This is a genomic window from Micromonospora sp. DH13, from assembly GCF_020873825.1.
Classification (GTDB): Bacteria; Actinomycetota; Actinomycetes; order Mycobacteriales; family Micromonosporaceae; genus Micromonospora; species Micromonospora haikouensis.
Genome location: NZ_JAHWGR010000055.1, coordinates 1 through 26811 on the forward strand (window position 1 = coordinate 1; position 26811 = coordinate 26811).

A 26811-nucleotide genomic window follows, 5' to 3' on the forward strand; every position below is an offset into this window, starting at 1 on the left:
GTTACGGCGGTCATGGCGGAGGGGAAACGCCCGGTTACATTCCGAACCCGGAAGCTAAGCCCTCCAGCGCCGATGGTACTGCACTCGGGAGGGTGTGGGAGAGTAGGACACCGCCGGACATTCTTTCCAGTCGAGGGCCGCCCCAATGTGGGTCGGCCCTCAACTGCGTAGCGTCGAGTGCGGCGCAATCAGGAAGGATGTACCTGTGAGTTCAGGACCGCAGGACGGCGACCGTCCTCGACGTTATGAAGACCGTTCCGACCGACGTGGTGGCGCGCCCCGACGGGATGACCGTCCGCCGTACCGTGACCGGGACGACCGTTCGCGCGATCAGCGCGGCGGCCACGGTGACCGCCGGGAGGGCGGTTTCCGCACCCGCGACGACTCGCGGTCGACCGGCGGAGGCCGGGACGGCGGCCACCAGGGGCCGCCGCGCGGCGAGGGCCGGGACTTCCGCGGTGGCGACCGCCGTGAGGGTGGTCCGCGCGAGGGTGGTTTCCGTTCGGGTCCGCCGCGTGAGGGTGGCTTCCGCGGTGGTGACCGTCGTGAGGGCGGTTTCGGCGGTGACCGTCGTGAGGGTGGTTTCCGTCGCGATGGTGACGGCCGCCAGGGCGGCTTCCAGGGTGGGGATCGCCGTGAAGGCGGTTTCCGTTCCGGCCCGCGCGAGGGTGGCTTCCGCGGTGGGGATCGTCGTGAGGGCGGTTTCAGCGGCGATCGTCGTGAGGGTGGTTTCCGTCGCGATGGTGACGGCCGCCAGGGCGGGTTCCGTGGCGGTGACCGTCGCGAGGGTGATGCCCGTTCCGGGCCGCGCGAGGGTGGTTTCCGTTCGGGTCCGCCGCGTGAGGGTGGTTTCCGCGGTGGGGATCGTCGTGAGGGCGGTTTCGGCGGTGATCGTCGTGAGGGTGGTTTCCGTCGCGATGGTGACGGCCGCTCGGGCGGTTCCCAGGGTGGGGATCGCCGTGAAGGCGGTTTCCGTTCCGGCCCGCGTGAGGGTGGCTTCCGTGGCGGGGACCGTTCCGAGGGTGGTTTCCGCCGCGACGGTGATGCCCGCCAGGGCGGGTTCCGTGGCGGTGACCGTCGCGAGGGTGATGCCCGTTCCGGGCCCCGCGAGGGTGGTTTCCGTTCGGGCCCGCCGCGTGAGGGTGGCTTCCGTGGCGGGGATCGTCGTGAGGGCGGTTTCGGCGGCGATCGTCGCGAGGGTGGTTATGGCGGCGGTGACCGTCGTGAGGGTGGTTTCCGTCGCGATGGTGACGGCCGCCAGGGTGGCTTCCAGGGTGGGGATCGCCGTGAAGGCGGTTTCCGTTCCGGCCCGCGTGAGGGTGGCTTCCGAGGTGGGGACCGTTCCGAGGGTGGTTTCCGCCGCGACGGTGATGCCCGCCAAGGCGGCTTCCGTGGCGGCGATCGTCGTGAGGGTGGTCCGCGCGAGGGTGGTTTCCGCCGCGACGGGGAGACCCGCGAGCGCGGCTTCCGCGGCGGCGACCGTGAGGGCACCTTCCGCAGCGGCGACCGCCGTGAGGGCGGTTTCCGCGGTGGGGACCGTCGTGAGGGTGATGCCCGTTCCGGGCCGCGCGAGGGTGGTTTCCGTTCGGGTCCGCCGCGTGAGGGTGGCTTCCGCGGCGGCGAACGGACCGGCGGTCACGGCGACCGCCCGCGCCGGGACGACCGGCCGGGATTCGAGGACCGACGCCGGGACGGCGGCTACGGTGGCGGGGACGCGTCGCGCGACCGCCGGGACGACCGGCGTGACCGTGGCGAGCAGTCGGGGGCTGTCGCCCCGGCGCTGCCCGACGAGATCGTCGCGTCCGACCTGGACCAGGCCGTCCGCGCGGAGCTGCTGTCGCTGGCCAAGCCGGTGGCGGACACCGTCGCCCGGCACCTCGTCGCGACCGGCCAGCTGATCGATGAGGACCCGGCGGAGGCGCTGGCGCACGCGCTCGCCGCGCGTCGGCTCGCGTCGCGCATCTCGGCGGTGCGCGAGGCGGTCGGGTTGGCCGCGTACCACGCGGGGGAGTGGCAGACGGCGCTCGCCGAGCTGCGCACGTACCACCGGATGACCGGCCTGCAGAGCCATCTGGCCGTGCTCGCCGACTGCGAGCGGGCGCTCGGGCGCCCGGAGCGGGCGATCGACCTGTTCCGGGGTGCCGACCGGGAGAAGCTCGACCAGGCCGTCGCGATCGAGCTGCTGATCGTCGCCGCCGGGGCCCGGGGTGACCTCGGCCAGAAGGACGCGGCCGTGGCCATGCTCCAGGTCCGCGAGCTGACCAACGATGAGGCCGAGCCGTGGGCCGCCCGGCTCCGGTACGCGTACGCCGACGCGCTGCTCGCCGTGGGCCGCCGCGAGGAGGCCCGGGAGTGGTTCTCCCGGGCGGCCGACATCGACGCCGAAGGCGAGACGGACGCCGCCGAGCGGCTGCTCGAACTCGACGGGGTGCTGATCGAGGGCGACGACGTGGACGACGAGTCGGATGGCGACCTCACCGGCGGTGCGGACGCCGACGCCGCCGAAGACGACGACGAAGACGACGACGACTTCGACGAGGACGACGACGACGACGAAGACGACGACGACTTCGACGAGGACGACGACGAGGACGACGAGGACGACGCCGACGCCGATGAGGACGACGAGGACGGCGCGGCCCGGGCGGCTGCGGACCGGACCGGGTCGGCGCCGGTGGAGACCGAGCCGGGCGCGGAGTCCGCGGCTTCGCCCGAGCCGGGCGCGGATCTGCGGTGACGACGGACACCGGGGACCGGCTGGTCGACGGATACTCGCTGGTCGTCTTCGACCTGGACGGGGTCATCTACCTGATCGACCGGCCGATCCCCGGCGCGGTCGAGGCGGTGGGACGGCTGCACGCCGAGGGACGGGCGGTCGCGTACGCCACCAACAACGCGTCGCGGCGGGCCAGCGAGGTCGCCGACCTGCTCACCGGAATGGGTGTGCCCGCCGCAGCGGAGGAGGTGCTCACCTCGGCGGGCGCCTCCGCCGAGCTGCTGGCGGAGCGGCTGCCCGCCGGCTCGCCGGTCCTGGTGGTGGGGGCGGAGGCGCTGCGCGCCGAGATCACCGCCGCCGGGCTGCGCCCGGTGTCCCGCGTCGACGAGTCCCCCGTCGCCGTCGTGCAGGGGTACGGCCCGCAGGTCGGCTGGGCGGACCTGGCCGAGGCGTCCCTGGCCGTGCGGGCCGGGGCGCAGTGGATCGCCACGAACACCGACCGGACCCTGCCCAGCGGGCGGGGACCGCTGCCGGGCAACGGGTCGCTGGTGGCCGTGCTGCGGACCGCGCTGGACCGTGAGCCCGACGTGGTCGTGGGCAAGCCCGAGCCGGCGCTGTTCGCCACCGCTGCCCGCCGGGCGGGGCAGGGGCGCACCCTCGTGGTGGGCGACCGGCTCGACACCGACATCGAGGGCGCCCGGCGGGCCGGCCTGGACAGCCTGCTCGTGCTGACCGGCGTCAGCGACGTACCCGAACTGCTGGCCGCCCCGGCGGCGCGCCGGCCGACGTACGTCTCGGTCGACCTCGCCGGGCTGTTCGACCCGGCGGCGGTGGTCCGGGTGCCGGGTGCCGCCGAGACGGGCGGTTGGTCGGTGCGCGCGACCGACGGCGGCCTGGAGCTGGCCGGTGCTGGCTGGCCGCTGGACGCCCTGGCCGCGCTCTGTGCCGTCGCGTGGACGACCGGCACGGGCGCGCGGGTACGGGCGGCTGCGCCGGAGGCCGAGGCCGCCCTGGCTGCCCTCGGCCTGGCCGACTGACCCACCGAGCGACGGGCGCAGCCCGCGCCGCCGACCCCGGTCGTTCCGGGTCCGGTGGCGCGGGCTGCGCCAGTCCCGGGGCCGTCAGAGCAGCTTGCGGAGCTTCATCAGGTCGAACGGGTTCGCCTTGATCGACACCCGGCGGGACGCGATCGCCTTGGTCACGTCGAGCTGGCCGCGCACGAGGGCGAGCAGGTCGTCGCTGCTGGTGCTCAGTGCGATCTTCGCCTTGGGGTCGTCGCCGTCGGTCAGGTCGAGCAGCCGTCCGTCGGTGAGCCGGCCGTGGAAGGCGGTGTCCAGGTCGGTCACCCGGCAGGCCAGGGTGCGGTCCAGGTCGACCCGCTCCCGCACGGCGTCGGCGTTGCGGTCCAGCCGGGCGGCCAGATCCTGCAACGCCTGCCGGCACTCGTCCACGCTGGCCACTTTGTCTCCTCACGCACGCCACGTCCGTTTCCCGGCACCGTACCGCAATGGGCGTCCCACGGCGCCCGGTAGCGTGAGACCCGCAACCCCCACCCCGCGGAAGGACTCAGGCATGCAGGACGCGTGGCGCGCCTACCTCGGACTGGCCATGGGCCTGACGGAGGCGCCCCGGAAGAAGGCACAGGACGTGGTGCGTCGGGTCGTCGGCTCCAGCGAGGCGACGGCGACCCAACTCCAGGCCCTCGCCGAGGAACTGGTCTCGACCGGCGCGGCCAACCGGGAGGCGCTGACGAAGCTGGTGCGCTTCGAGGTCGACCGCGCGCTCGGCGCGGTCGGGCTGGCCACCGCCGACGAGGTTGCCGAGCTGACCCGCCGGGTGCACGAGCTGGAACGCCAGCTGCGGGAGGCCCGGACCGGCCCCGCCGAACCCGCCCCGCAGTCACCCGCCCCGCAGTCACCCGCCCCGCAGGCGTCGGCCCCCCAGCCGCCGGCGGCGGAGCCGTCCGCGTCGCCTGCCCCCGTGGCGAAGAAGGCGGTCGCGAAGAAAGCGGTCGCCAAGAAGGCCGTCGCGAAGAAGGCACCCGCCACGGTGAGCCGCACCGACTCGGAGGCAGGGGCGGCGGAACCGGCCCGCCCGCCGAAGAAGGCGCCGGCCCGCAAGCAGCAGCCGGGCGGTGCGGCGTGAGGGTGCCCGTGCCGGGTCGGGGCCGGCGGTGAGCGGGCCGTTCCGGCCGGGCCCACCGCCCGGCGGCCGGCCCGCGCCGCCGCCGGGGCCCCGGCCGGGCCCGCCACCGCGCCCGGTGACCGACGCCGACGACGGCGACGCCCGGCACCCGGCCGTGGACGCCGCGGTGCAGGCGATGGCGAACGCCGCGTCGCTCTCCCCGGCCGACCAGATCCCGCAGTACGAGGCCGCGTACCAGACGCTGCGGGAAACCCTCGCCACCATCGACCAGGCCTGACCGACCGGAGATCCACCCCATGGCACGTCGCAACCGGCTCGACGCCGAACTCGTCCGTCGCGGTCTGGCCCGGTCCCGCGAGCAGGCCGCCGCGCTGGTCGAGGCCGGCCGGGTCCAGCTGCGCGGGGTGCCGGCCCGCAAGGCCGCCGCGCTGGTCGACCCCGCCGATCCGCTGCTGGTCACCGGTGCCGACCCCACCTCGGAGTACGTCTCCCGGGGCGGCCACAAGCTGGCCGGGGCGCTGGCCGCGTTCACCCCGGACGGGCTGCGGGTGGCGGGCCGGCGCTGCCTCGACGCCGGCGCGTCGACCGGTGGCTTCACCGACGTCCTGCTGCGCGCCGACGCGGCCGAGGTCGTCGCCGTGGACGTCGGCTACGGGCAGCTCGCGTGGGCGCTGCGCACCGACGACCGGGTACGGGTGTTCGAGCGGACCAACGTCCGCACGCTGACCCCGGAGGCGATCGGCGGGGAGGTCGACCTGACGGTGGCGGACCTGTCGTTCATCTCGCTGCGGTTGGTGCTGCCGGCGCTGGCCGCCTGCACCCGGGGCGACGGCGACCTGGCGTTGATGGTGAAGCCCCAGTTCGAGGTCGGCAGGGAACGCGTCGGCGCGGGCGGGGTCGTGCGCGATCCGGCGCTGCGCGCCGAGGCGGTCCTGGACGTGTCGGCGGCGGCGGCCCAGCTCGGGCTGGGGCTTGCCGGGGTGACCGCCAGCCCGCTGCCGGGGCCCAGCGGCAACGTCGAGTTCTTCGTATGGTTACGCCGGGGCGCGCCGGCGGCCGACCCGGAGCGGGTGCGGGCCGTCGTGGCGGCCGGCCCGCAGGGCGCGAGCCTGTCCGGTGACGCGCCGGACGCGGCCCCGGAGGAGGTGGCAGGGTGAGCGCGAGGAGTGAGCTTGCGAGCCCCGCAGTCGCGAACGGAAGGTGGGTCCGTTGAGTCGTACCGCGCTGCTGGTGACGCACACCGGCCGGCGTCGCAGCACGGAGCACGCCCGGGCGGTCGCGGCGGACCTGATCGCCGCGGGGTTCGAGGTGCGGGTGGTGGCCGAGGAGGCCGACGACCTGGACCTGCCGGGCGTGGTGCCGGTGGCGGGGCCGGAGGCCGCCGAGGGGGCCGAGATCGTCTTCGCCCTGGGCGGGGACGGCACGTTCCTGCGCGCGGCGGAGCTGGCCCGGCCGGCGAAGGTGCCGCTGCTCGGCATCAACCTGGGCAAGGTCGGCTTCCTCGCCGAGGCGGAGATCGACGACCTGGACGTGGCGGTGCGCGACGTGGTGGACCGCAACTACACGGTGGACGAGCGGCTCACCCTCGACGTGACGGCGCAGTTCGACGGTGGCCCGACGATCGAGTCCTGGGCGCTCAACGAGATCAGCGTCGAGAAGGGCGAGCGGGCCCAGATGCTGGAGCTGCTGGTCGACGTGGACGGCCGGCCGCTGTCGCGGTACGGCTGCGACGGCGTGGTCTGCGCGACCCCCACGGGCTCGACGGCGTACGCGTTCTCGGGCGGCGGGCCGGTGGTCTGGCCGGAGGTGGAGGCGCTGCTGCTGGTCCCGATCAGCGCGCACGCGCTGTTCAGCCGGCCGTTGGTGACCGCGCCCACGTCGACGTTCTCGATCACGGTGGACCCGTTCACCACCCTCGCGGTGCTGTGTTGCGACGGCCGGCGCGTCTACGACCTGCCGCCGGGGGCGCAGGTGACGGTGCGGCGGGGTGCGCTGCCGGTGCGGGTGGTGCGGCTGCGGGCCCGGTCGTTCACCGACCGCCTGGTGGCGAAGTTCGGGTTGCCGGTGCACGGCTGGCGGGGCAACCGCAGGTGAGCGACGTCTCCGGGGCGGCCCGGCGGCGCGGGTCGACCGCTGGTCGGCCGGGGTTCCGGCGGAGGTGACGGGGGCGGCCGCCGGCGGGCGGTCACCGCGTCCCGGCCGTGCCGGCTGGTCAACTGTCGGGGCCCGCGTCTACTGTCGGGTGCTGTGCTGGAAGAGCTGCGCATCACCGGACTGGGCGTCATCGAGGACACCACGCTGCCGTTGGCCGGCGGGATGAACGTCATCACCGGCGAGACCGGTGCGGGCAAGACGATGGTGGTGACCGGCCTCGGCCTGCTCTTCGGCGGCCGGGCCGACGCGGGCCGGGTGCGGGCCCAGCCGGGTCGGGCGGTGGTCGAGGGGCGGCTGCGGCTCGGTGGCCGGGTGGCCGCCGCCGTGCACGCCCGAGTCACCGACGCCGGCGGGGAGCCTGACGACGACGGTTCGCTGCTGCTGAGCCGCACGGTCACCGTGGAGGGTCGCTCGCGGGCGCACCTGGGCGGGCGCGGCATGCCGGTGGCGATGCTCGGCGAGGTCGGCGAGCAGGTGGTGGCGGTCCACGGCCAGTCCGACCAGTTGCGCCTGCTGCGGCCGGCCGAGCAGCGGGCCGCGCTGGACCGGTTCGCCGGCCCGGAGCACGAGAAGCTCCTCGACGCGCTGCGGGAGGCGTACGCCCGGTGGCGGGCGGTGGTCGACGACCTGGCCGACCGGCGGCGCAACGCCCGGGCGCGCCACCAGGAGGCGGACCTGCTCCGGCTGGGGCTCGACGAGATCAGCCGGGTGGATCCGCAGCCGGGCGAGGACGACGAGTTGCGGGCCGAGGCGCAGCGCCTGGAGCACGCGGAGGGGCTGCGTACGGCGGCGCAGACGGCGCACCAGTGCGTCGCGGGCGGCACCGAGCCGACCGACGAGACGCCGGACGCCACGGCGCTGCTGGGGCTGGCCCGGCGCACCCTGGAGGCCCAGGCGGGCACCGATCCGGCGCTGGGTGACCTGGCGGCCCGGTTGGAGGAGGCGGCGACGCTGGTCGCGGACGTGTCGGCGGAGCTGTCGACGTATCTGGCGGCGTTGGACGCGGACCCGGCCCGGTTGCAGGTCGTCTACGAGCGGCGGGCGGCGCTGCGGGCGTTGACCCGTAAGTACGCCGACGACGTCGACGGGGTGGTGGCGTGGGCGGAGCGGGCGCGGACGCGCCTGTCCGATCTGGACACCTCCGACGACGTGCTGGACGAGCTGGACCGGGAGGCCGCCCGGCTGGCCGGTGAGGTGGCCGAGCTGGCGGGGCGGGTGTCGGCGTCCCGGCAGGAGGCGGCGTCCCGGTTCGCCGAGCAGGTGACGGTCGAGCTGGCCGGGTTGGCGATGCCGCACGCCCGCATCGAGGTGGCGGTGCTGCCCCGGCCGGCGGGCAGGTCGGAGCCGAGCCTGGCGGTCAACGGCGTGGAGGTGGGCGTCGGCCCGGACGGCGGCGACGAGGTGGAGCTGCGGCTGTTGGCGCACCCGGGGGCCCCGTCGCTGCCGTTGCAGCGGGGCGCGTCCGGCGGTGAGCTGTCCCGGGTGATGCTCGCCATCGAGGTGGTGTTCGCGGGCTCGGGTGGCCCGCCGACGCTGGTCTTCGACGAGGTCGACGCGGGCGTGGGCGGCCAGGCGGCGGTGGAGATCGGCCGGCGGTTGGCCCGGCTGGCCCGCAGCCACCAGGTGCTGGTGGTCACCCACCTGCCACAGGTGGCGGCGTTCGCCGACCGGCACCTGGTGGTGGCGAAGGACACGGGTGGCGCGGTGACCACCAGCGGCGTGCGGGTGGTGGAGGACACCGAGCGGGCCCGGGAGCTGGCCCGGATGCTGGCGGGTTTGCCGGATTCGGATCTGGGTATCGCTCACGCCGAGGAGCTGTTGGCCGTGGCGGCGCGCGAAAGGCGGCCGTGACGGCGGGTATTGTGAGCGCGCGCACACCGTGGCGCGCTCCGGTGTGCTTCCCTGGGTAGGCGGCCCTGCTCAGGCATGTCGCGACAGAAAAGCCTGCCTCACATGCCAGGATGGTCACGATGCGTCTACCCACGTTGCGCCGGACCCGTAACACCGAGCCGGACACAGTCCTCGGCACCGCGCGCCTCGACCGCCGGACGAAGCGCCTGGTCGGCCGGCTGCGTCCGGGCGATATCGCGGTCATCGACCACGTCGACCTGGACCGGGTGGCGGCCGATTCGCTGGTGGCGGTCGGTGTCGCCGCCGTCCTCAACGCGAAGCCGTCGGTCTCCGGCCGTTATCCGAACCTCGGGCCGGAGGTGCTGGTGACCGCCGGCATCCCGCTCCTGGACGACCTGGGCGAGGGGATCTTCGAGCGGGTCCGGGAGGGCGACACCGTCCGGATCGAGGGCAACACGGTGTTCGTCGGCGGCGAGCCGGTCGCGCACGGCGCGTTGCAGGACGCCGAGTCGGTGGCCAAGGCGATGGCCGACGCCCGCGAGGGGCTGTCGGTGCAGTTGGAGGCGTTCGCCGCCAACACGATGGACTATCTCAAGCAGGAGCGCGACCTGCTCCTCGACGGCGTGGGCGTGCCGGAGATCCAGACCCAGATCCAGGGTCGGCACTGCCTGATCGTGGTCCGTGGCTACGACTACAAGGCCGACCTGGACGTGCTGCGGCCGTACATCCGGGAGTTCAAGCCGGTGCTGATCGGCGTGGACGGTGGGGCGGACGCGCTGGTCGAGGCCGGCTACACCCCTGACATGATCATCGGTGACATGGACTCGGTGACCGACGACGTGCTGCGCTGCGGCGCCGAGGTGATCGTGCACGCCTACCCCGACGGCCGGGCCCCGGGGCTGCCCCGGGTCACCGGGCTGGGCGTCGAGGCGATCACCTTCCCGGCAGCGGCCACCAGCGAGGACCTGGCGATGTTGCTGGCCGACGAGAAGGGCGCCTCGCTGCTGGTGGCGGTGGGCACGCACGCCACGCTGGTCGAGTTCCTGGACAAGGGCCGGGGCGGGATGGCCTCGACGTTCCTCACCCGGCTCAAGGTCGGCGGGAAGCTGGTGGACGCCAAGGGCGTGAGCCGGCTCTACCGGCAGAGCATCTCCGGTTCGTCGCTGCTGCTGCTGGTCCTGTCGGCGGTGGCGGCGATGGCCTCGGCCGTCGCGGTCTCCACCGTCGGCAAGGCGTACCTGGGCGTGGTCAGTGAATGGTGGAACAATTTCGTGTTCCAGCTCGGCCAGCTCTTCTAGCTCCCCGACCGATCAAGAGGCTGCAAGCGTGATCAACTTCCGCTACCACGTGGTGTCCCTGACCGCGGTCTTCCTGGCGTTGGCCATCGGCCTGGTCGTCGGCACGGCCGCCCTCAACGGCCCGGTCGCCGACTCGCTCAAGGAGCGGGTCAACGGGCTGAGCAAGGACAACCAGCAGATGCGCCAGGCGGTCAACAACATGCAGAAGGAGATCGAGCTGGAGGAGCAGTTCGCCGCCGAGATCGCCCAGGTCGTCCTGCCGGGCAAGCTCACCGGGCGCCGCGTGCTGCTGCTCACCCTGCCCAGCGGGCGCGAGCACACCGAGGGCGTGCTCAAGATGCTCCAGGTCGGCGGCGTCCAGGTCACCGGCCGGGTCGACCTGCAGGACAAGTTCATCAACCCGGACAACAACAACAACCTGATGGAGCTGGCCGTGACCGCCGCCCGGCCGAGCGCCCCCGCCTCGGGGCTGCCCGGCAACGGGCACGGGGTGGAGACGTCCAGCGCCCTGCTGGCCAGCGTGCTGCTGGACCGCGCCGACGGCGCGGCTCCGGCCACCGAGGCCGACCGCCGGGCGGTGCTGGCGTCGTACAGCAACGCCGGTTACCTGACGACCGACGAGAAGGTGACGGGGCCCGCCGAGGCGGTGGTGCTGGTCAGCGGTCAGCCGTACGTGGACAAGGACTCCGCGAAGAAGGACGAGTCGGTGGTCAAGGTCGCCGAGCAGTTCGACCGGACGGGGGCGATCGTGGTGGCCGGCAACGGCTCGGCCGGCGGCAACGTCGTCGCGGTCGTCCGGGGTGACCCGGTGCTGTCGCAGACCATCTCCACCGTCGACGACGCCAACACCACCCAGGGGCAGCTGGTCACCACGCTCGCCCTGGTGCAGCAGCTCGTGGAGAAGAAGGCGGGCCAGTACGGCGTGGGCGACAACGCGTCCGCGCTGCTGCCTAGACTGCCCCAGTGAGCGAACGACGTACCCGGGTGTCCGATCCTTCCCGCCGTGCGTGCGGCGTACCGAACGGGGTGACCGCGTGAGCCTGCTGGGCCGCCTGCTGATCGTCGGGGCCGGCGCCGCCGTCGCCCGGTACGCGCTGCGCGAGGTGCGCACCTCGCCGGCCGCCCCGGCGCTGGAGCGCACCAATTTCCGGGGCCGCACCGTCACCCTCGCCGCCGGGCCGGCGCTCGCCGCCGGTGCCGCCGCGGCCGGGGCGTTCGGCGCTTCCAGCGCCCCCGCCGGCGCCGCCGCGCTGGTGGCCGGCCTGGGCGGGGGAGCGGTCGGGGTCTACGACGACGTGGTGGGCGCCCGGCCCGAGCAGAAGGCCGCCAAGGGCTTCGCCGGGCACCTCGCCGCCCTGCGTGAGGGCCGGGTCACCGCCGGGCTCGTCAAGATCGTCGGGGTGGGCGCGGCGGGGCTGGCCGCGTCGGCGCTGCTCGCCGCCGACCGGGCCGTCTCCGCCCACCCCCGCCGCCAGCGGCACGGCGCGGTGGGTCGCACCGCCGACGTGCTCCTCGGGGCCGGGGTGATCGCCGGCACCGCCAACCTGCTCAACCTGCTCGACCTGCGGCCCGGGCGGGCGCTGAAGTCCGCGCTGCTGCTCGGCGCGCCGCTGACCGGGGGCCCGCACGGTGGGATCGCCGCCGGGGCGGTGGGCGCCGCCGCCGGCCTGCTCGCCGACGACCTCGACGAGCAGGTGATGGTCGGCGACGGCGGTGCCAACGCGATCGGCGCGGTGCTCGGGGTGGCCCTCGCCGCCCGCACCGGGCCGCTGGGCCGGGCCGGCCTGCTCGCCGTGCTCGCCGGGCTCACCGCCGCCAGCGAGAAGGTCAGCTTCACCCAGGTCATCCAGGCCACCCCGGGCCTGCGCGAGCTGGACGCGCTGGGTCGGCGCACCGACTGACGTGCGCCCGGTGCCCATGAGCCCGGCAATGCCGGCGCGGCGACCGGCCGACGTGCGGGCCGCAGCGACCGACGGGAAGGCCCCCTGCTGACGTGAAGAACCCGGCACCCCTCGCCGGCGCCGGCCGGGTGGCCGGGGCGGCGGCCCTCATCGCGGTGCTCACCGTGGTCAGCCGGCTCGCCGGCTTCGGCCGGACGATGGTGTTCACCTGGACACTGGACTTCAGCGACCTCGGCGACATGTACGTGGTCGCCAACATCGCGCCGAACATCATCTTCGAGATCGTGGCCGGCGGGGCACTGGCGAGCCTGGTCGTGCCGCTGCTGGCCGGCCCGGTCGCGGCGGGCGACCGGCGGGCCGTCGGCGCGACCACCGGCGCCCTGCTGACCTGGACGCTGACCCTGCTGGTGCCCCTCGCGGCGCTGGTGGCGCTGCTGGCCGGGCCGATCGTCGAGGCGCTCAGTTCCGGCCGCAGCCCCGCCGAGCTGGCCGCCGGGGCGCGCATGCTGCGGGTCTTCGCCCCCCAGCTGCCGCTCTACGGCATCGGCATCGTGCTCACCGGGGTGCTCCAGGCGCACCGCCGCTTCGCCTGGCCCGTCATCGCCCCGCTGCTGTCCAGCCTCACCGTGATCGTGGTCTACCTGACCTTCGGCGGCGTCGAGGGACGGGGGGCCACCGTCGCCGGGGTGAGCCGGGGCGGGGAGCTGGTCCTGAGCGGCGGCACCACCCTCGGCGTGGTCGTGCTGTCGCTGTCGCTGCTGATCCCGCTGCGCCGCCTCGGCCTGCGGCTGCGCTTCGGGTACGCGTTCGACGCCGACGCCCGGGCCCGGGTCGGCGGACTCGCGGCGGCCGGGGCGGTCACGGTGGCCGCCCAGCAGATCGCCCTCGCGCTGGTCGTCAAGAGCGCCTCCGGGGGCCCGACCGGTTCCGTCCAGGCGTTCAACCTGGCCCAGACGATGTACCTGCTGCCCTGGGCGGTGCTCGCCGTGCCGCTCGCGGTCGCCGCGTACCCGACCCTGGCGGCGGCGTCGGCGGCCGGCGACGAACCGGCGTACCGGGACACCCTCGCCACCACCACCCGGGGGGTGCTGCTGTTCAGCTGCCTCGGCGCGGCGGCCCTCGCCGGCACCGCCGCCCCGGTCGCCGCCTTCTTCCGTCCGGCCGACCCGGCCCCGGTGGCCGCCGCGATCGCCGGCTTCGCCCCCGGCCTGCTCGGCTACGGGCTGTTCGCGGTGCTCTCCCGCGCCCTCTACGCCCGCGGCGACACCCGGCCGGCCACCGTGGCCGTCACCGTCGGCTGGCTGGCGGTGCCGCTGGCCGTCGTCCCCCTCGCCGTGCTGCTGCCCCGCGCCGACCGGGTGCTCGCGGTGACCCTGGCCAACTCCGCCGGCATGCTGCTGCTCGGCGTCCTGCTGGTCGTCGCGGCACGCCGCGCGGCGGGGCCCGCCGCGCTGGCCGGGGCGGCCCGCGCGGGAGCGGCGGGGCTGCTCGGCGGGGCGCTCGCGGCGCTCGCCGGGGCGGCCACCGCGCATGCCCTGGCCGGGCGTGGGGCCGGCACCCCGACGACACTCGCGGCCCTCGTGCAGGGCATGCTGTCTGCAGCCGTGGTCGGGGTCGTGTTCCTCGCCGTGGCGTACCTGGCCGACCGGCGGGACGTGCGGCCGCTGCTCGCCGCCGTGGGTCGCCGGTTGCCCGGTGCGCTGCGGCGCGGCGGGCGTTCCGGTGGGCCCCGGCAGCGCGACGTGGTCGGTCCGGAACGGGGCGACGGGAAGGAGACGGTGTCCGGGTGAGCGGGACGACGGGCGGCCGACCGGGGGTGGCGGTGGACCGGAGGTGGTCGCGGTGACGGGCGCGACACCGGCACCCGGGCAGCACGGCACCGTGGCGTTGTTGCTCGCCTCCAGCACCGGCGGCGTCGGCCAACACGTCCGTTCCGTCGCCCGGGGCCTCGCCGCGGCGGGCCGCACCGTGCTGGTCTGCGGGCCCGCCGCCACCGAGGACCAGTTCGACTTCACCGGCGTCGGGGCCCGCTTCCAGCCCGTCGAGATCCCGGCCAGCCCGACTCCCGCCGACGCCCGGGCCGTGGCCGCGCTGCGCCGCGCGCTGGCTGCCGAACCGGTCGCGGTCGTGCACGCGCACGGGCTGCGCGCCGGGCTCGTCGCCGTCCTGGCCCGGCCGGCGGCCCCGGTGGTGGTCACCTGGCACAACGCGGTGCTCGCCCGGGGGTTGCGCGGCGGGCTGTCCCGGCTGGCCGAACGGGTCGTCGCCCGGGGCACCCGGGTCGCCCTCGGCGCCAGCGCCGACCTGGTCGAGCGCGCCGCCGCCCTCGGCGCCGCCGACGCCCGGCTGGCCCCGGTCGCCGCGCCGGCGCTGCCCGCGCCGCGTCGCCGCCGGTCCGCCGTCCGCGCCGAGTTCGCGGTCGCCGCCGGCCAGCCGCTGATCCTCTCCGTGGGCCGGCTGCACCCCCAGAAGCGGTACGACGTGCTGGTCGACGCCGCCGCCCGGTGGCGCGGCCGGACCCCGCCGCCGGTGGTGGTGATCGCCGGCAGCGGCCCGGCGTACCTGCCCCTCGCCGCCCGGATCTCCGCCGCCCGGGCCCCGGTCACCCTGCTCGGGCACCGCACCGACGTGGCCGACCTGCTCGCCGGCGCCGACCTGGCCGTGGTGACCAGCGACTGGGAGGCCCGCCAGTTGTTCGCGCAGGAGGCGCTGCGGGCCGGCGTACCGCTGGTGGCGACCGCCGTCGGCGGCCTGCCGGAACTGGTCGGCGACGCCGCGGTGCTGGTGCCCCCGGGCGACGTCGACGCGGTCGACGCGGCCGTGCGCGCGCTGCTCGACGACGACGACCGGCGGGCCGAGCTGGGCCGTCGCGGTGCCGCGCGGGCGGCGACGTGGCCCACCGAGGCGGACACCGTCGCCCAGTTGGCCGCGCTCTATGCGGAGCTGACCGGCGACACCAGCGGTCCGGCCGCCCCCGGCGCGGACGCCCCGTCGACGGGACGCCGGTGATGCTGCGCGCACTGAAGCCGGTGCTGCTGCGCAGGCTGCCGCCGGTCCTGCTGACCCTGCTCGTCGTGGTGCTGGGGGTGACGGCCCTCGCCGCCCGGCCCGCCACCGAGACGCCCCGGCGCACCGCCGACTTCGTGGTGCTCGTCGGGGTGGCCGGCCTGCGCTGGGACGACGTCGACCCGCAGACCACCCCGACGCTGTGGCGGATGGCCCAGCAGGGCTCGATCGGCTCCCTGTCGGTGCGTTCCGCCCACCGGCCCACCTGCCCCGTCGACGGTTGGCTGACCCTGGGCGCCGGCAACTTCGCCGCCTGGAACGGCAGTCGGGGCGGCGGCGTGTGCCCGCCGGCCGGGGTGACGGTCGAGCAGCCCGACGGCATCGGCGCGAACCTGCCCGACCAGGAGAGCGTCGTGCAGCACAACCAGCAGCGCCTGCCCTGGGGCGCGGTGCCCGGCGCGCTGGCGGAGTCGGTGCGCTGCTCGGTCGCCGTCGGCCCCGGCGCGGCGGTGGCCGCCGCCCGCCCGTTCGGCCGCGTCGACCGGTACGCTGCGGCGCTGCCCGACGACCCGGCCCCGCTGCTCGGCTCCTGCGTGCTGAGCGTCGTCGACCTCGGCACCGTCGCCGGCGACGACCGGGCGGCCCGGGCCGAGCAGGCCCGCCGGGCCGACGCCGACCTGGCCCGGGTCCTCGCCGGCCGGCCCCCGCGCTCCCTGGTGCTGGTCGCCGGGATCTCCGACACCGACCTGCCGTCGCGGCTGCACGTCGCCGTCGCCGACGGGCCGGGCTGGGAACGGGGCTGGCTCACCTCGCCGACCACCGGCCGGGAGGGATACCTGCAACTGGTCGACCTCGCGCCGACGGCGCTCGCCGCGCTGGGGCGGCCGATGCCGGAACGGCTGTTCCTCGGCCGACCCGCCCTCTCCGTCGGCGGTCGCCCGGCGGACCTGCCCACCGCGATCGCCGCGCCGGCCGACGCCGACCGGGAGGCCGCCGCCCAGCGGCGGGTCGCCGGCTGGTTCTTCGCCCTGCTCGCCGGCGCGCAGGTGCTGCTGGCCGTGGCGGTGCTGCCGCTGCTGCGCCGCGCCCGCCGCCACGCCGGGCCCGTCGGCCCGGCGCCGGTGCCCCGGCGGGTGGTGGCCGTGGTCGAACTGCTGCTGATCGCCGCCGCCCTCGCGGTGCCGGCGGCCCTGCTCGCCGACGTGGTGCCGTGGTGGCGCGGCGACCACGCCGGCTGGTGGTTCGCGGCGACCACCGTGCTGCTGCTGGTCGGGGCGACCGCCGCCGTGCGGTTCGCCCCCGGGCACGACGCGACGCTCGGGCCGCTGGGCGCGGTCGCCGGCCTGGCCACCCTCGTGGTCGCCGCCGACGTGCTCACCGGCGCCCGGTTGCAGCTCAACGGGGTGACCGGCTATTCGGCGCTGGAGGGCGGCCGGTTCTCCGGCCTGGGCACCGTCGGGCTCGGCGTGTTCGCCGCCGGGTCGCTGCTGTGCGCCGGCTGGCTGGCCCAGCGGGTCCACCGCCGGTGGCGGCCCATGGTGGTCGTCGCCGTCGGCGGGGCCGCCGTGGTGGTGGTCGGCAGCCCCTACCTCGGCGCGGACTCCATCGGCGCGATCGCGCTGACGGCCGGGGTGAGCGTGGCCGCCGCGATCAGCACCGGCGGCTGGCTGACGGTCAGCCGGCTGGTCTGGGCGGGCATGGCGGGGCTCGCGGTCATGATCGGTTTCGCGGTGGTCGACCTGCGCCGGCCGGCGACCGAACGGGGCAGCCTCGGCCGGTTCCTGGCCGCCCTCGGCGACGGCACCGGCGGGCTGACCGTCCACCGGTCCAGCACGGCCAACTTCGAGACCCTGGTCAACAGCCCGCTCACGGTGCTGGCCCTGGCCGGTGCCCTGCTGGTCTGGTTCGCGCTGCTCCAACCGTGGGGCGGGCTGATGCGGCTGTTCGGCATCTACCCGGCGATGCGGGCCGCGATGGCCGGCACGGGCGTGGCCGCCGGCCTCGGCGGGCTGCTCGGCGGCTCCGCGCTCGACGTGGCCGGCGCCGCCGGCGCGCTGGTGGTGCCGATGGCGGCGCTCGCGGCGCTGCGGGTGCTCGACCACTCCACCGACCGGACCCAGCCGGGCGACGGCGGCCCCGCCAACGGCCGGCTCGGCGTCGCCCCGCCGGGCGGCCCGGACCGCCCCGACGCCGACGAGGGGACCGGGGCCGGGGCCGGCGAGCAGACCTCGACCGGCGACGCGACCGCGTCGCCACCCGCCGACCCGCCCCCCGCGGCGCCCACCGACGGCGCCGCGGGCGGCGGCGGGGACGCGCCGGACCGGGCCCCCGGGCGGGCCGCCCGCGCATCGACGGGGGTCGCGACGGCCTGACCTGGTGCGCCGCCCGGCCGGGCGACCTCGGGTGCGGCCTGCGGACCCGGCCCGGGGAGGTGTTACCGTGGAGTCCCGTGGATCGCGTGATCACTTGGCCCGCAGCCGGCACGGCCGGTTGTTCGGCACTGATCGGCACGACGGTCTGCACGACCGCGACGGACGACACGGGAGCAGGCCTTGGCCCCTTCAGCACGGACGACCAGGCACATTTTCGTCACCGGGGGCGTCGCCTCCTCGTTGGGTAAGGGCCTCACCGCCTCCAGCCTCGGCAACCTCCTCTCGGCCCGCGGGCTGCGCGTGGTGATGCAGAAGTTGGACCCGTACCTCAACGTCGACCCGGGGACGATGAACCCGTTCCAGCACGGCGAGGTCTTCATCACCGAGGACGGTGCCGAGACCGACCTCGACGTCGGGCACTACGAGCGTTTCCTCGACCGGGACCTGTCCGGCAAGGCGAACGTCACCACCGGCCAGATCTACTCGGACGTGATCGCGAAGGAGCGGCGCGGCGAGTACCTGGGCGACACCGTCCAGGTGATCCCGCACATCACCAACGAGATCAAGGCCCGCATCCTCGGCATGGCCGACCCGGACGCCGAGGGCCAGATCCCCGACGTGGTGATCACCGAGGTCGGCGGCACCGTCGGCGACATCGAGTCGCTGCCGTTCCTGGAGGCGATCCGCCAGGTCCGCCACGACCTGGGCCGGGACAACTGCTTCTACCTGCACGTCTCCCTGGTGCCCTACCTGGCCCCGTCGGGCGAGCTGAAGACCAAGCCCACCCAGCACTCGGTGGCGCAGCTGCGCAGCATCGGCATCCAGCCCGACGCGCTGGTGCTGCGCTGCGACCGGGAGATCCCGGAGAAGGTCAAGGTCAAGCTGTCGCTCTACTGCGACGTCGACACCGAGGCGGTCGTCGCCGCCCCCGACGCCCCGAGCATCTACGACATCCCGAAGGTGCTGCACCGCGAGGGCCTCGACGCGTACGTGGTGCGCCGCCTCGGCCTGTCCTTCCGCGACGTGGACTGGGCCAGCTGGGACGACCTGCTCGACCGGGTCCACCAGCCCCGGCACACCGTCACCGTGGCGGTGGTCGGCAAGTACGTCGACCTGCCCGACGCGTACCTGTCGGTCAGCGAGGCGATCCGGGCCGCCGGGTTCGGCCACCGGGCCCGGGTGCAGCTGCGCTGGGTGCCCAGCGACGACTGCGTCACCCCGGCCGGCGCGGCGGCGGCCCTGGCCGGCGTGGACGGCATCGTCATCCCCGGCGGCTTCGGCGTACGCGGCATCGAGGGCAAGATCGGCACCGCCCGGTACGCCCGGGAGAACGGCGTGCCGCTGCTCGGCCTCTGCCTCGGCCTGCAGTGCATGACCATCGAGGTGGCCCGGCACCTGGCCGGCCTGCACGGGGCCAACTCCCTGGAGTTCGACGAGGAGGCCACGCACCCGGTCATCGCCACCATGGCCGACCAGGAGGACATCGTCGCCGGCCGGGGCGACCTTGGCGGCACCATGCGGCTGGGCGCGTACCCGGCGAAGCTGGCCGGGGGGTCGATCGTCGCCGAGGCGTACGGCGCCACCGAGGTCAGCGAGCGGCACCGGCACCGGTACGAGGTGAACAACGCCTACCGCGACCAGCTCACCAAGGCGGGGCTGCACATCTCCGGCACCTCCCCGGACGGCCGGCTCGTCGAGTTCGTCGAGCTGGACCGCGACCTGCACCCGTTCTTCGTGGCCACCCAGGCGCACCCCGAGCTGAAGAGCCGCCCGACGCGGCCGCACCCGCTGTTCGCGGCGTTCGTGAAGGCCGCCGTCGCCTACTCCGAGGCCGACCAGCTCCCGGTCGACCTGGACGCCCTCGGCGGCGCGGCGGAGGCGGCGGGCAGGGCCGAGCACAACGGCGGCGCGGCCGCCGGGCGCGAGACGGCGTCGGCGTCGTGAGCGCCGTCGAGCACCGCTACGAGGTGACCGACCGGCGGGAACGCTACGCCGGGCGGATCTTCTCCGTGGTCACCGACGAGGTCACCATGCCCGGCGGGGGCACCGCCGCCCGCGACTACGTCCGGCACGTCGGCGCGGTCGCCGTCGTGGCCCTCGACGACGCCGGCCAGGTGGTCCTCATCCGCCAGTACCGGCACCCGGTCGGCCGGCATTTGTGGGAGCTGCCCGCCGGGCTGATGGACGTCTCCGGCGAGGACCTGGCCGCCGCCGCGGCCCGGGAGCTGGCCGAGGAGGCCGACCTCACCGCCGGCACCATCGACGTGCTGGTCGACCTGCACAGCTCGCCCGGCTTCTCCAACGAGGTCGTGCGGGTGTTCCTGGCCCGGGACCTCGCCGACGTGCCGGCCGGGCAGCGCCACGAACGCAGCGAGGAGGAGGCCGACCTCCAGGTCGTCCGGGTCGACCTCGACGAGGCGGTGCGGATGGTGCTGGCCGGGGAGATCACCAACGCCTCCGCCGTGGCGGGGCTGCTCGCCGCCGCCCGCGTCCGGGACGTCGGCTGGTCGGCGCTGCGCCGCCCGGACGCGCCGCTGCCGCGCTGAGCCGAGCCGGCCGGCGGCCCGGCGGCGGCCTGCGCCGGCCGGCGGACGGAACGTGACGGGAAGGGGCCGTGCGGCGCGCCGCACGGCCCCTTCGAGACGAGGTGGAGATCAGTCGCGCAGCGGGCGGCCCTGCCCGTCGACGCCGCCGTTGACCAGGATCAGGATGCCGTCGATGGTGCCCCAGAGGGCGCCGAAGCCGCAGGTGACCAGGGTCACGACGAGCTGGAGCACGCCGGTCTTGGTGTCGCCCATGTAGAACCGCCCGACGCCGAAGCCGCCGAGGAGGATGCCGAGTACACCCGCGACGACCTTGCTCTTGTCGGAGACGCCCTGCGGGTACTGCTGGTAAGGAGTGGTCATGGGGCGAAACCATAGTGATCGACTCGCGTCCTGTCCGCAGCGGCACCCCACCGGTGGGACGATGGGAGGCGAACACTGGCGGAACGGCTGATCCGCTCTCCACCGCCGGCCCCATCGATGCCTGACACATCGTCAGCACCCCCGGGCACGGGATGGCACAGTGTCGGCGCCGCGAAACGGGCGGCCCGCCTAGACTGCCGCCGGCGGGACGGTGGACCGCGGCGGCAACGGAGCCTCCGCGCACCGGGCGGTCGGGGCGGGTCGGCCCCGGAGAGAGGTGTCTGCATCGTGAAGGTCGGAATCCCTCGCGAGGTCAAGAACCACGAATACCGCGTGGCCATCACACCCGCGGGCGTCAACGAGTTCACCCGCAGCGGCCACCAGGTCTTCGTCGAGTCCGGCGCCGGCGTCGGGTCGAGCATCACCGACGAGGAGTTCGCCGCGGCCGGCGCGAAGATCCTGGCCACCGCCGACGAGGTGTGGGACACCGCCGAACTGGTGCTCAAGGTCAAGGAGCCGGTCGCCGAGGAATACCACCGCATGCGCGCCGGGCAGGTGCTCTTCACCTACCTGCACCTGGCCGCGTCCAAGGCGTGCACCGACGCGCTGGTCGACCGGGGGGTCACCGGCATCGCGTACGAGACCGTGGAGCTGCCCGACCGGTCGCTGCCGCTGCTCGCCCCGATGTCCGAGGTGGCCGGCCGGCTCGCCCCGCAGGTCGGCGCGTACCACCTGCAGCGGCAGGGCGGCGGGCGCGGCATCCTGATGGGCGGCGTCTCCGGCGTCTACGCGGCGAAGACCGTGGTCATCGGCGCGGGCGTGTCCGGCATGAACGCCGCCGCGATCGCGCTCGGCCTGCAGGCCGAGGTGCTGCTGCTGGACAAGAACGTGGCCCGGCTGCGCCAGGCCGACGCCATCTACCGGGGCCACCTGCAGACGGTCGCCTCCAACGCGTACGAGATCGAGCGGGCCGTGCTCGACGCGGACCTGGTCATCGGCGCGGTCCTCGTCCCCGGGGCGAAGGCCCCGACCCTGATCTCCAACGAGCTGGTCTCCCGGATGAAGCCGGGCAGCGTGCTCGTCGACATCTCCATCGACCAGGGTGGCTGCTTCGAGGACTCCCGGCCCACCACGCACGCCGAGCCGACCTACCAGGTGCACAACTCGATCTTTTACTGCGTGGCGAACATGCCCGGCGCGGTGCCGCACACCAGCACCTACGCGCTGACCAACGTGACCCTCCCGTACGCCCTGGAGCTGGCCAACCACGGCTGGCGCGCGGCCCTGCGCCGCGACCCGGCCCTGGCGCTGGGCCTGAACACCCACGACGGGCAGGTCGTCTACGGGCCGGTCGCCGAGGCGCACGGCATGCCGACCCTGCCGCTGGCCGAGGTGCTGGCCTGACCGGGCAGCGCACCGGGGCACCGGACGGGGCCGGCGCGGAACCCGCGCCGGCCCTGCGCCGGGCCCTGCGCGGCTACCTCGACCACCTCACCGTCGAGCGTGGCCTGTCCGCGAACACCCTCGCCTCGTACCGCCGGGACCTGGACCGCTACCTCGCCACCCTCGCCGCCGCCGGGATCGCCGACCTCGCCACCGTCGGGGCGGGCGTCGTCGAGGCGCACCTGGCCCGGCTGCGCGCCGGCGACGACGACCACCCGCCCCTGGCGGTCTCCTCCGCCGCCCGCGCCGCGTCGGCCGTGCGCGGGCTGCACCGTTTCGCCCTGCGCGAGGGGCTGGCCGGCGCCGACCCGAGCCGCGACGTCCGGCCGCCCGCCCCGCCGCGCCGGTTGCCCCGGGCGCTCCCTGTCGACGCGGTGGTGCGGCTGCTGGAGACCGCCGGCCCGGTGACCGCCACCGGCGACGGCGCGCCGCTGGCGCTGCGCGACCGGGCGCTGCTGGAGTTCCTGTACGGCACCGGCGCGCGGATCTCCGAGGCCGTCGGCGCGGCGATCGACGACCTCGACGGCCTCGACAGCGGCGAGGCGGCGGTGCTGCTGCGCGGCAAGGGCGGCCGGACCCGCCTCGTGCCGGTCGGCGGGTACGCCGTCGAGGCGCTGCGCGCCTGGCTGGTGCGCGGGCGACCGGCCCTGGTGGCCGCCGGCCGGGGCACCCCGGCGGTGTTCGTCAACGCGCGCGGGGGCGCGCTGACCCGGCAGGGGGCGTGGACGATCCTGCGGCGGGCCGCCGAGCGGGCCGGGCTGCCGGTGGACGGGGCGAACGCCGTCTCCCCGCACACCCTGCGCCACTCGTACGCCACCCACCTGCTCGACGGCGGGGCCGACGTGCGGGTGGTGCAGGAACTGCTCGGCCACGCCTCGGTGACCACCACCCAGGTCTACACGCTGGTCACCGTGGAGCGGCTGCGCGAGGTGTACGCCACCGCCCACCCCCGCGCCCGCGGCTGACCGCGGGACGCGTCGACCGGCCCCGCCCACCGGGACCGGCCGGTCGGGGCCGACACGCCGTACCGGTGCCGAACGCCCTGCTGACCGGTGGCGTACAGTCGGCATGGCGCGGACCTTGCGGGGCGACAGGACCGGGGTGCGCCGCGGCGCCGCGAGGGACGTCGGACGGCTCCGACGCCAGGTGGTCGTCGGGAGGGGGCAACGAGGACATGGCTGGCAACGGTGACCGTGCCGAGACCTGGACGACGGAGCTCCGCGAGCAGCAGGCCACGCTCGGCGCGGACCTCGGGCCGGCGGACCCGGCGGCCTACACGATGCGCAAGCCGATCCCCGAGCCGATGCCCACCGACCGGCACGGGCCGGCCCGGATCATCGCGATGGCCAACCAGAAGGGCGGCGTCGGCAAGACCACCACCACGATCAACCTGGGCGCGGCGCTCGCGGAATACGGCCGCAAGGTGCTGCTGGTCGACTTCGACCCGCAGGGCGCGCTCTCCGTGGGCCTCGGCGTCAACCCGCACAACCTCGACCTGTCGGTCTACAACCTGCTCATGCAGGACGACGTCACCGCCGAGGACGTCCTGATCAAGACGGACGTGGCGGGGCTGCACCTGCTGCCGGCCAACATCGACCTCTCCGCCGCCGAGATACAGCTCGTCAACGAGGTCGCCCGGGAGATGGCCCTCGCCCGGGTGCTCAGGTCGATCCGCAAGGAATACGACTACATCCTCATCGACTGCCAGCCCTCCCTCGGCCTGCTGGCGATCAACGCGCTGACCGTCGCGCACGGCGTGCTCATCCCCCTGGAGTGCGAGTTCTTCAGCCTGCGGGGCGTGGCCCTGCTGCTGGACACGATCGACAAGGTGCGCGAGCGGCTCAACTTCGACCTGGAGCTGGAGGGCATCCTCGCCACCATGTACGACAGCCGCACCACCCACTGCCGGCAGGTGCTCCAGCGGGTGGTCGAGGCGTTCGGCGACAAGGTCTACCAGACGGTGATCACCAAGACGGTGAAGTTCCCCGAGTCCACGGTGGCCGGGGCGCCCATCACCACCCTCGACCCAGCGTCGTCGGGCGCCCGCAACTACCGGCAGCTCGCCCGCGAGGTGATCGCCGCGCAGGCGGAGCGGTAGGCCGGGTGGCCCGTCGTCGGCGCGCGTGTCCCCGGCCGGGGACGCACCAGCGGTCGGTGGCCGCGCCCCGCCGAGGCGGCTTTGTTGGCGCCCGGGGTGACCTCGTCGTCCGGGGCGGCCTTGTCGTCGCGGTGCCCAGGGCGTGGACTACGGTCGTCCGGTGACCGCGCCGCCCCTGGACCCGCCCGCCGCACCGCCGCCCCCCGTGGCCGGTTCCGGTGGCGTGGCAGGTGACGGTGCTGCTGGCGTGGCCGGTGGCGGCGGCCCGGCCGGCGACGGCGCGGGCGGGGAATCCACCGGGTTCACCGTCCGGCTGGACAACTTCACCGGCCCGTTCGACCTGCTGCTCCAGCTCATCAGCAAGCACAAGCTGGACGTCACCGAGGTCGCCCTGCACCGGGTCACCGACGAGTTCATCGCCTACCTGCGGGCCATGGGCGACCAGTGGGACCTGGACGAGACCAGCGAGTTCCTGCTGGTCGCCGCCACCCTGCTGGACCTGAAGGCGGCCCGGCTGCTGCCCACCGCCGAGGTCGAGGACGAGGAAGACCTGGCGCTGCTGGAGGCGCGGGACCTGCTCTTCGCCCGGCTGCTGCAGTACAAGGCGTTCAAGGAGGCCGCCGCGCACATCGCCGAGCTGGAGGCGGTCGGCGGCCGGCGCTACCCCCGGGCGGTGACCCTCGAGGCCCGCTACGCCGAGGCGCTGCCCGACCTGGTGCTCGGCATCGGTCCCGAGCGGCTGCTGAAGCTGGCGGTCAGGGCGATGACGCCGAAGCCGGTGCCCGAGGTGTCCATCGCGCACGTGCACCTGGTCCGGGTCAGCGTCCGGGAACACGCCGGGATCATCGCCGAGCGGCTGCGTCGGGCCGGCGTCGCCACATTCTCCCTGCTCTGCGCCGACTGCGAGGCCACCCTGGAGGTGGTGGCCCGGTTCCTGGCGCTGCTGGAGCTCTACCGGGAGGGCCTCGTGTCCTTCGTGCAGGAACAGGCCCTGGAGGAGTTGACCGTCCGCTGGACCGGCCCCGCCGACGGCGGCACCGAGCTGCACGTCGACGAGTATGCCGGCGCCCCGTCCGAGCCGGGCACGAGCAACGACAAGGACGGCAACGGCGTGGCCGTGGACGGCGAGGCCGTGGACGGCGAGGAGCAGCGTGATGAGTGACGAGGAACGCCGGGACTCCCTGGCCGACCAGGCCGCCGCCTGGGTCCCGCCCTGGAACCGCCCCCGTCCCCCCGCCCCACCGGAACCCCCCGCCCCGCCGCCGGCCGCCCGGGAAGATCTTGGAAACGAACGGCCCCCGGAGGGGCCGGATTCTTCCAAGATCTCCTTGGCGGGGGAGGCGGCGGAGGCGGCGGAGGCGGCGGAGGCGGGGGAGCGGAAGCAGCGGGCCTCGCGGCGCCGGGCCGCTCCCGTGCCACCGCCGGCCCCCGCGCTCGACGACGCGGAACTGCGCGGGGCGCTGGAGGCCATCCTGCTGGTGGTCGACGAGCCCGTCAGCGAGCTGACCCTGGCCCAGGTCCTCGAACAGTCCCCGGAGCGCATCGGCCCAATGCTCGACGACATCGCGGCCGGCTACACCGCCGCCGGGCACGGCTTCGAGCTGCGCCGGGCGGCTGGCGGCTGGCGGCTCTACACCCGCCCGGAATACGCCACGTACGTCGAGCGGTTCGTGCTGGACGGGCAGTCGGTCCGGCTGACCCAGGCGGCGCTGGAGACCCTCGCCGTGGTCGCGTACCGGCAGCCGGTGACCCGTTCGCGCATCTCGGCCATCCGGGGTGTCAACTGCGACGGGGTGCTCCGTACGCTGGTCTCCCGCGGGCTGGTCGAGGAGTGCGGTGCCGAACCGGACAGCGGCGCCTTCCTCTACCGGACCACCACGATGTTCCTGGAGAAGCTGGGGCTGAACTCGGTCGACGAGTTGCCCCCGCTCGCCCCGTTCCTCCCCGACGACGTAGAAGAGCTTGCCGATGCGACGCGATGACCGTGCCCCCAAGACCGACGCGCCCGTCTTCGAGGGGGCCGAACGCCTCCAGAAGGTGCTGGCCGCCGCCGGCGTGGGATCCCGCCGCGCCTGCGAAGACCTGATCTTCCGCCGCCGGGTCACCGTCAACGGCAAGGTGGCCCAGCTCGGCGACCGGGCCGACCCCACCCGCGACGTCATCTTCGTCGACGGCGAGCGCCTCCAGGCCGACACCCGGCTGGTCTACCTCGCCCTGAACAAGCCCCGCGGGGTCGTCTCCACCATGGCGGACGAGAAGGGCCGCACCGCCCTGTCCGACTTCATCGGCCACCGGGTGGAGCAGCGGGTCTACCACGTCGGGCGGCTCGACGCCGAAAGCGAGGGCCTGCTGCTGCTCACCAACGACGGCAACCTCGCCCACCGGCTCACCCACCCGTCGTACGGGGTGCCGAAGACCTACCTGTGCGAGGTGGCCGGGCCGATCCCACGCAACCTCGGCAAGCGGCTGGCCGCCGGCGTCGAGCTGGAGGACGGCCCCGTCACCGTCGACTCCTTCAAGGTGGTGGACACCCTGGGCAAGACCGCCCAGGTGGAGCTGACCCTGCACGAGGGGCGCAAACACATCGTCCGACGCCTGCTCGCCGAGGTCGGGCACCCGGTGTCGCGCCTCGTGCGTACCTCGATCGGGCCGATCCGCCTCGGCGACCTGCGCGCCGGTCGCACCCGGCGGCTCACCAACGCCGAGGTCGCCGCCCTGTTCAAGGCGGTGGGTGACTGACCCCGTAGGACGGGGTACCCCAACAGGTAGGCTTCCGTGACGTCCCGGACGGGACGCACGGTGGCGTGGGTCGCCACCGACGGCGTCGCGCGCGGCCCCTCGACGGGCCGCGGGCATGATTGACGACGACGACAAACCGCTCGCGACGGGCCGCCGGGCCCCGCGAGGCACGGGCTGAGGAG

General features: G+C 75.2%; 24 protein-coding genes and 1 rRNA gene. 22 read left to right on the forward strand and 3 right to left on the reverse strand.

Annotated elements, in window-relative coordinates:
- Window positions 1–2 precede the first annotated feature (2 nt).
- Window positions 3–119: ribosomal RNA gene (rrf, locus tag LPA42_RS31615) — 5S ribosomal RNA — on the forward strand.
- Between the two features lie 92 nt (window positions 120–211).
- Here the strand turns inward: rrf and LPA42_RS34645 are convergent.
- The gene (locus LPA42_RS34645) at window positions 212–1930 is read right to left on the reverse strand and encodes a hypothetical protein (RefSeq protein WP_228987077.1); all 1719 of its coding nucleotides are present in this window, start codon (window positions 1928–1930) and stop codon (window positions 212–214) included.
- On the opposite strand from LPA42_RS34645, the gene LPA42_RS31625 reads away from it, so the two are divergent.
- Complete coding sequence (locus tag LPA42_RS31625; RefSeq protein WP_228987078.1) at window positions 1853–2737, forward strand: Replicase polyprotein 1ab; 885 nt, start codon at window positions 1853–1855, stop codon at window positions 2735–2737. The two genes, LPA42_RS34645 and LPA42_RS31625, sit on opposite strands and share 78 nt — an antisense overlap.
- On the forward strand, window positions 2734–3753 hold the full coding sequence (locus LPA42_RS31630) for an HAD-IIA family hydrolase (protein WP_077939449.1): 1020 nt from the start codon (window positions 2734–2736) through the stop codon (window positions 3751–3753). Before LPA42_RS31625 ends, LPA42_RS31630 begins: the two co-directional genes overlap by 4 nt.
- A gap of 84 nt (window positions 3754–3837) precedes the next feature.
- Here LPA42_RS31630 and LPA42_RS31635 read toward each other — a convergent pair whose 3' ends face one another.
- Window positions 3838–4176, reverse strand: a complete 339-nt coding sequence (locus tag LPA42_RS31635; protein WP_043968081.1) for an SCP2 sterol-binding domain-containing protein — start codon at window positions 4174–4176, stop codon at window positions 3838–3840.
- A gap of 112 nt (window positions 4177–4288) precedes the next feature.
- Here LPA42_RS31635 and LPA42_RS31640 point away from each other — a divergent pair, with 112 nt between their 5' ends.
- The 13 genes from LPA42_RS31640 to LPA42_RS31700 all read left to right on the forward strand — a co-directional run bounded on the left by LPA42_RS31640 (window position 4289) and on the right by LPA42_RS31700 (window position 19989).
- On the forward strand, window positions 4289–4861 hold the full coding sequence (locus tag LPA42_RS31640) for a phasin family protein (protein ID WP_228987079.1): 573 nt from the start codon (window positions 4289–4291) through the stop codon (window positions 4859–4861).
- Window positions 4862–4889: 28 nt separating this feature from the next.
- A complete protein-coding gene (locus tag LPA42_RS31645) occupies window positions 4890–5138 on the forward strand; it encodes a hypothetical protein (RefSeq protein ID WP_043969398.1) in 249 nt (82 codons plus the stop codon).
- A gap of 19 nt (window positions 5139–5157) precedes the next feature.
- The gene (locus LPA42_RS31650) at window positions 5158–6018 is read left to right on the forward strand and encodes a TlyA family RNA methyltransferase (protein WP_077939450.1); all 861 of its coding nucleotides are present in this window, start codon (window positions 5158–5160) and stop codon (window positions 6016–6018) included.
- Between the two features lie 52 nt (window positions 6019–6070).
- Window positions 6071–6955: an NAD kinase gene (locus LPA42_RS31655; protein ID WP_077939451.1), complete on the forward strand. Its 885-nt coding sequence runs from the start codon at window positions 6071–6073 to the stop codon at window positions 6953–6955.
- A 153-nt stretch (window positions 6956–7108) separates the two neighbouring features.
- Window positions 7109–8866 (forward strand): DNA repair protein RecN, encoded by a 1758-nt coding sequence (recN, locus tag LPA42_RS31660; RefSeq protein WP_043968087.1) that lies wholly within the window; start codon window positions 7109–7111, stop codon window positions 8864–8866.
- Between the two features lie 119 nt (window positions 8867–8985).
- Window positions 8986–10164, forward strand: a complete 1179-nt coding sequence (gene steA / locus LPA42_RS31665; protein ID WP_007075891.1) for a putative cytokinetic ring protein SteA — start codon at window positions 8986–8988, stop codon at window positions 10162–10164.
- 28 nt (window positions 10165–10192) lie between these two features.
- Window positions 10193–11131 (forward strand): copper transporter, encoded by a 939-nt coding sequence (locus LPA42_RS31670; protein WP_077939452.1) that lies wholly within the window; start codon window positions 10193–10195, stop codon window positions 11129–11131.
- 67 nt (window positions 11132–11198) lie between these two features.
- Window positions 11199–12065, forward strand: coding sequence for a hypothetical protein (locus LPA42_RS31675; RefSeq protein ID WP_077939457.1), 867 nt, complete (start codon window positions 11199–11201; stop codon window positions 12063–12065).
- A 92-nt stretch (window positions 12066–12157) separates the two neighbouring features.
- Window positions 12158–13855: a murein biosynthesis integral membrane protein MurJ gene (gene murJ / locus LPA42_RS31680; protein WP_077939453.1), complete on the forward strand. Its 1698-nt coding sequence runs from the start codon at window positions 12158–12160 to the stop codon at window positions 13853–13855.
- A 52-nt stretch (window positions 13856–13907) separates the two neighbouring features.
- Complete coding sequence (locus LPA42_RS31685) at window positions 13908–15074, forward strand: glycosyltransferase family 4 protein (RefSeq protein WP_077939458.1); 1167 nt, start codon at window positions 13908–13910, stop codon at window positions 15072–15074.
- 23 nt (window positions 15075–15097) lie between these two features.
- Window positions 15098–17443, forward strand: a complete 2346-nt coding sequence (locus tag LPA42_RS31690; RefSeq protein WP_077939459.1) for a hypothetical protein — start codon at window positions 15098–15100, stop codon at window positions 17441–17443.
- Between the two features lie 180 nt (window positions 17444–17623).
- Window positions 17624–19387 (forward strand): CTP synthase, encoded by a 1764-nt coding sequence (locus LPA42_RS31695; RefSeq protein WP_077939454.1) that lies wholly within the window; start codon window positions 17624–17626, stop codon window positions 19385–19387.
- Complete coding sequence (locus tag LPA42_RS31700; RefSeq protein WP_077939455.1) at window positions 19384–19989, forward strand: NUDIX hydrolase; 606 nt, start codon at window positions 19384–19386, stop codon at window positions 19987–19989. The genes LPA42_RS31695 and LPA42_RS31700 overlap by 4 nt, the downstream gene beginning before the upstream one ends.
- A 108-nt stretch (window positions 19990–20097) precedes the next feature.
- Here LPA42_RS31700 and LPA42_RS31705 read toward each other — a convergent pair whose 3' ends face one another.
- A complete protein-coding gene (locus tag LPA42_RS31705) occupies window positions 20098–20400 on the reverse strand; it encodes a TM2 domain-containing protein (protein ID WP_308102585.1) in 303 nt (100 codons plus the stop codon).
- 237 nt (window positions 20401–20637) lie between these two features.
- Here LPA42_RS31705 and ald point away from each other — a divergent pair, with 237 nt between their 5' ends.
- The 6 genes from ald to LPA42_RS31735 all read left to right on the forward strand — a co-directional run bounded on the left by ald (window position 20638) and on the right by LPA42_RS31735 (window position 26629).
- Window positions 20638–21753 carry an alanine dehydrogenase gene (gene ald, locus LPA42_RS31710; protein WP_077939456.1) on the forward strand — a complete coding sequence of 372 codons (1116 nt, stop codon included), beginning with the start codon at window positions 20638–20640 and terminating at the stop codon, window positions 21751–21753.
- Window positions 21750–22757 carry a site-specific tyrosine recombinase XerD gene (locus LPA42_RS31715; RefSeq protein ID WP_077939460.1) on the forward strand — a complete coding sequence of 336 codons (1008 nt, stop codon included), beginning with the start codon at window positions 21750–21752 and terminating at the stop codon, window positions 22755–22757. Before ald ends, LPA42_RS31715 begins: the two co-directional genes overlap by 4 nt.
- A gap of 209 nt (window positions 22758–22966) precedes the next feature.
- Window positions 22967–23890, forward strand: a complete 924-nt coding sequence (locus tag LPA42_RS31720; RefSeq protein ID WP_043968099.1) for a ParA family protein — start codon at window positions 22967–22969, stop codon at window positions 23888–23890.
- 142 nt (window positions 23891–24032) lie between these two features.
- Window positions 24033–25052: a ScpA family protein gene (locus LPA42_RS31725; protein WP_228987080.1), complete on the forward strand. Its 1020-nt coding sequence runs from the start codon at window positions 24033–24035 to the stop codon at window positions 25050–25052.
- A complete protein-coding gene (gene scpB, locus LPA42_RS31730; protein ID WP_228987081.1) occupies window positions 25045–25872 on the forward strand; it encodes an SMC-Scp complex subunit ScpB in 828 nt (275 codons plus the stop codon). The genes LPA42_RS31725 and scpB overlap by 8 nt, the downstream gene beginning before the upstream one ends.
- Window positions 25859–26629, forward strand: a complete 771-nt coding sequence (locus LPA42_RS31735) for a pseudouridine synthase (protein WP_077939461.1) — start codon at window positions 25859–25861, stop codon at window positions 26627–26629. Before scpB ends, LPA42_RS31735 begins: the two co-directional genes overlap by 14 nt.
- Window positions 26630–26811 lie beyond the last annotated feature (182 nt).